Here is a 3,416-nt window from a genome sequence, read left to right on the forward strand (position 1 = left end):
AAAAGGTTTAAAGAATGCCCATAGAGTTACTTCATCTTTTATAGGTCAACTCCCAAGCTTTACTGTTTTTGGTGATAAAAAGAATCATAGTTTCTTTAGTCCAGGTGCAGGATTGACTGCCCTTTTTAAGAATGATGTCTATATCTCCATAGGATACAATGGAGATCTTGGAAAAAAACAAAAATCTCATGAAGGGTTCTTCAAAATAGGGTATAAATTTTAAAATTTTCCCAGAAACAAAAATCTTTATAAATTAACTAAAATTTTACGTATTTTTTCTAAAACATGAAAGATGTGGTAAATCCTAATAAAATGAGATTAAGAATTATCTCAAATGCAAGGGGAGGAAGTCATCAGTGAAAACACTAGTGCATGTTATATTGCTCAATATTATTATTTTTTCTGTAGCAACAGCCAAAAATATAGAAGTTAAATTATTTAATGACCCACATGCTCAAGCTTTAGAAATTGAAAAGAATCTCGACTTTTTTATCAAAGAAGCCCAATCAGGAGATAAAAATGCCGAGTATAATGTAGCAGGCTATTATTATTTTGTTCCTAATAATAATAGAGATATTCCAAAAGCTGTTACCATGCTCCATAAACTTGCAGGTGAAGGACATGCTGTATCTCAATATCTTCTAGGTATGATGTATTTTTCCGGAGAAAATGTTCAAAAAGACTTACAAAAGGGAATAAAATGGCTTCAAAAAGCAGCAGAGCAAGGGATTCCAGAAGCTCAACTTTATATTGGATTACTAAAATTTAAAGGCACAGGGGGCATACAACAAGATGTGAACCAAGCAATTACGTGGCTTGAAAAATCGGCAAATCAAGGAAATATTGATGCTCAAATAAACTTAGCAACAGTTTATGAAAATGCGAATAAATTTGAAGAAGCAGTTAAATGGTATTTAAAAGCTGCTGAAAAAGGGCACGTTAAAGCACAAATAATATTAGGTAAGGCTTATTATGAAGGAACTGGTGTTTCAAAAAATACTAAAGAAGCCATTAAATGGTTCGAAAAAGCAGCAGAACAAGAAAATCTCGATGCCCAAATGAACTTAGCAATAGTATACGGCAATGAAAAAAATTATGAAGAAGCGGCTAAGTGGTACTTAAAAGCTGCTGAAAAAGGGGAAGTTGAAGCACAAGTAAAACTTGGTAAGTTTTACTATGAAGGTATTGGTGTTCTAAAAAATATAAATGAATCAATTAAATGGTTTGAAAAAGCAGCCGAAAAAAATAATTCTTATGCCCAGTATAATTTAGGAATTATTCATCTCGAGAATGATAACAAATTAAAGTCATTAGAATATATGCGCCAAGCTGCTGAAAAAGGGCATTCTGAAGCTGAATTTATCATGGGTAAATTCTATTTCGAAGGTAAAGTAGTTAGTAAAGATTATAATGAAGCAAAGAGATGGTTTGAGAAGGGAGTGCCAAAAGGATTTTCTCCAGCTCAAGAAGCCTTACAGATTGTGAATAGAGTATTATAATAATAAAGGCTTTCACATTTAATTAAATAATTTGGTTGTTAACAGCTGTCTCTCTCAACAAGATTAAATTTTTGTATTGTAAAATCTGCTGTGATAATAATTTTCTGTCGAATCAGAGGGGAAGAGGATGTTCAAATCACTTATTTTAATCATTTTTTGCTTTATAACTCATGCTCAAGCAAATGAATTTAATTTTAACAATTATCTAGACGATAAGCTTAAAAAGATATCCATTCCAGACAAAATGGAAGTAAAAACTTCTCCTATGGTTGAACGTAATGGGGTTACTTACTATTTGGTAGTAGTAGGTCAAAAAGAAAGAACTTCTTTTTTTGTAGGAGTTAAGGAAAATCAAGTTGTCTTTGAAACACAGCCATTACCAGGAGGTTTGAACTGTCATGCTTTAGGAGATAATTATTGGTTATATTACGCTAGTTCTGGAGAAAATCTTTATCATATAGCAGTCATAGATTTCTCTACCTTAGAAAATATTGTTATTAGTAAAAAAGAACCTCTTCTTGAAGGTAATATGATCTACAATAAGAACGATAATATCCTTTATTTTTTATCTGAGAAAGACGGAGATAAAGCAAATTTATACTATTTCGACTTTAAGGATAAAAAAATAAAGAAAGGTAATTATGATAAACCATATCCAATTAGCATTATCTTAAATGATCCTAATAATGATTGCTCATATTTAAGATATAACGATGGTTTTAATAATAAAATTATTACATATAAGGGATATTTTGAAAAAATTATTGAGGAAAAAGCAGAAGGTTATATTAATACTAATCAGCACAATTTTAAAATTAAAATAGGTTCTAATATAGAAGTTCCTGTAAGACACTCTGTCAGTAAAACTCCAAGTAATCTTTTATTTGTTGTATTTTCACAAATAGATTTATTGTTTTTACCTACGTATAATCCTTTTACCGATCAAATTTCATTCATAGGAGATAAATTAGGCTATGAAACTTTAACAGTTTTCCAACCTGGCTATAGAGATTTAGGCCGTAAATATCGTACTCTACCTTTTGGAGACGTTAATCGCTACCAAAACTATCTTTCAAACATTTTAGAAAAAATTCATCAAAAGTTTCCTACTAAAAAAATAATAGCTGTTGGAGACGACTATACTGCAAATGCATTATTGCATGTGGCTCTTAAACATCCGTCATTAATGGACGGTCTAGTACTTCATAATGGAATATATGAATGGAAATCTTACTTATCATACTTGAATGATAAAATGTTTGTTTACAAAAATAAACTTGTTAAGTTGTTAGGGGATAATCCAGAGTTATCGGATGGATTTAATACCAGAATTTCTATTCTTAAACACATTAAAAACTTACCCTCAAAGTTACCTATTTTTATATATTATGATTCTCACCCACAGTTGCCATGGTCTCAACAATCACTTCTTTTAAATGAAGAAATGTCTAAGGAGAAAAAGAAAGCGTTTATTAAAGAAAATAAAGAGCACGTTAATTCATTAAGCCCTCAGGAAGCTGACCAAAAATCAGTCCAACTTTTATATAATCTTATACAAGAATATCTTCAAGCCTTCAATTTTACTCAAGACTTAAGCAAAGAAAATAAACAACAACAAATTAATGAACCTTTAAATTTACCATCTAATCAATCTTCTTCTAAAGAAACACATACTATAAATGAAATTTCGGGCATGTCTCCAATATCAGGAATGAATAGTATTATTGGGTCTGATCTTCAGGAAATTAGAAAAGATATAAACAATAAGAAATTTACCCCAGAAGCACAAAAAAAAGCATTAAAGGAATTTGAACGTTTGAAGATGATGCAACCTTTTGCACCAGAAGCTGCAGAAATTAGAAAATATCTTGATTGGCTTTTGAGTTTTCCTTGGGTTGCTGAAAAAAATCAAAAACA

3 protein-coding genes are annotated in these 3,416 nt (G+C 30.5%); all 3 read left to right on the plus strand.

The genetic code is table 11. From position 1 onward, the window contains the following. On the plus strand, positions 1–223 hold a 223-nt coding region (locus J0H12_07435; protein MBN9413731.1), incomplete at its 5' end, for a hypothetical protein. Between the two features lie 133 nt (positions 224–356). Then, positions 357–1,499, plus strand: a complete 1,143-nt coding sequence (locus J0H12_07440) for a sel1 repeat family protein (GenBank protein ID MBN9413732.1) — start codon at positions 357–359, stop codon at positions 1,497–1,499. Between the two features lie 127 nt (positions 1,500–1,626). Next, positions 1,627–3,416 (plus strand): hypothetical protein (locus tag J0H12_07445; GenBank protein MBN9413733.1); only part of this gene is annotated, 1,790 nt, incomplete at its 3' end.

Source organism: Candidatus Paracaedimonas acanthamoebae (genome assembly GCA_017307065.1).
In the GTDB taxonomy this organism is placed as follows: Bacteria; Pseudomonadota; Alphaproteobacteria; order Caedimonadales; family Caedimonadaceae; genus Paracaedimonas; species Paracaedimonas acanthamoebae_A.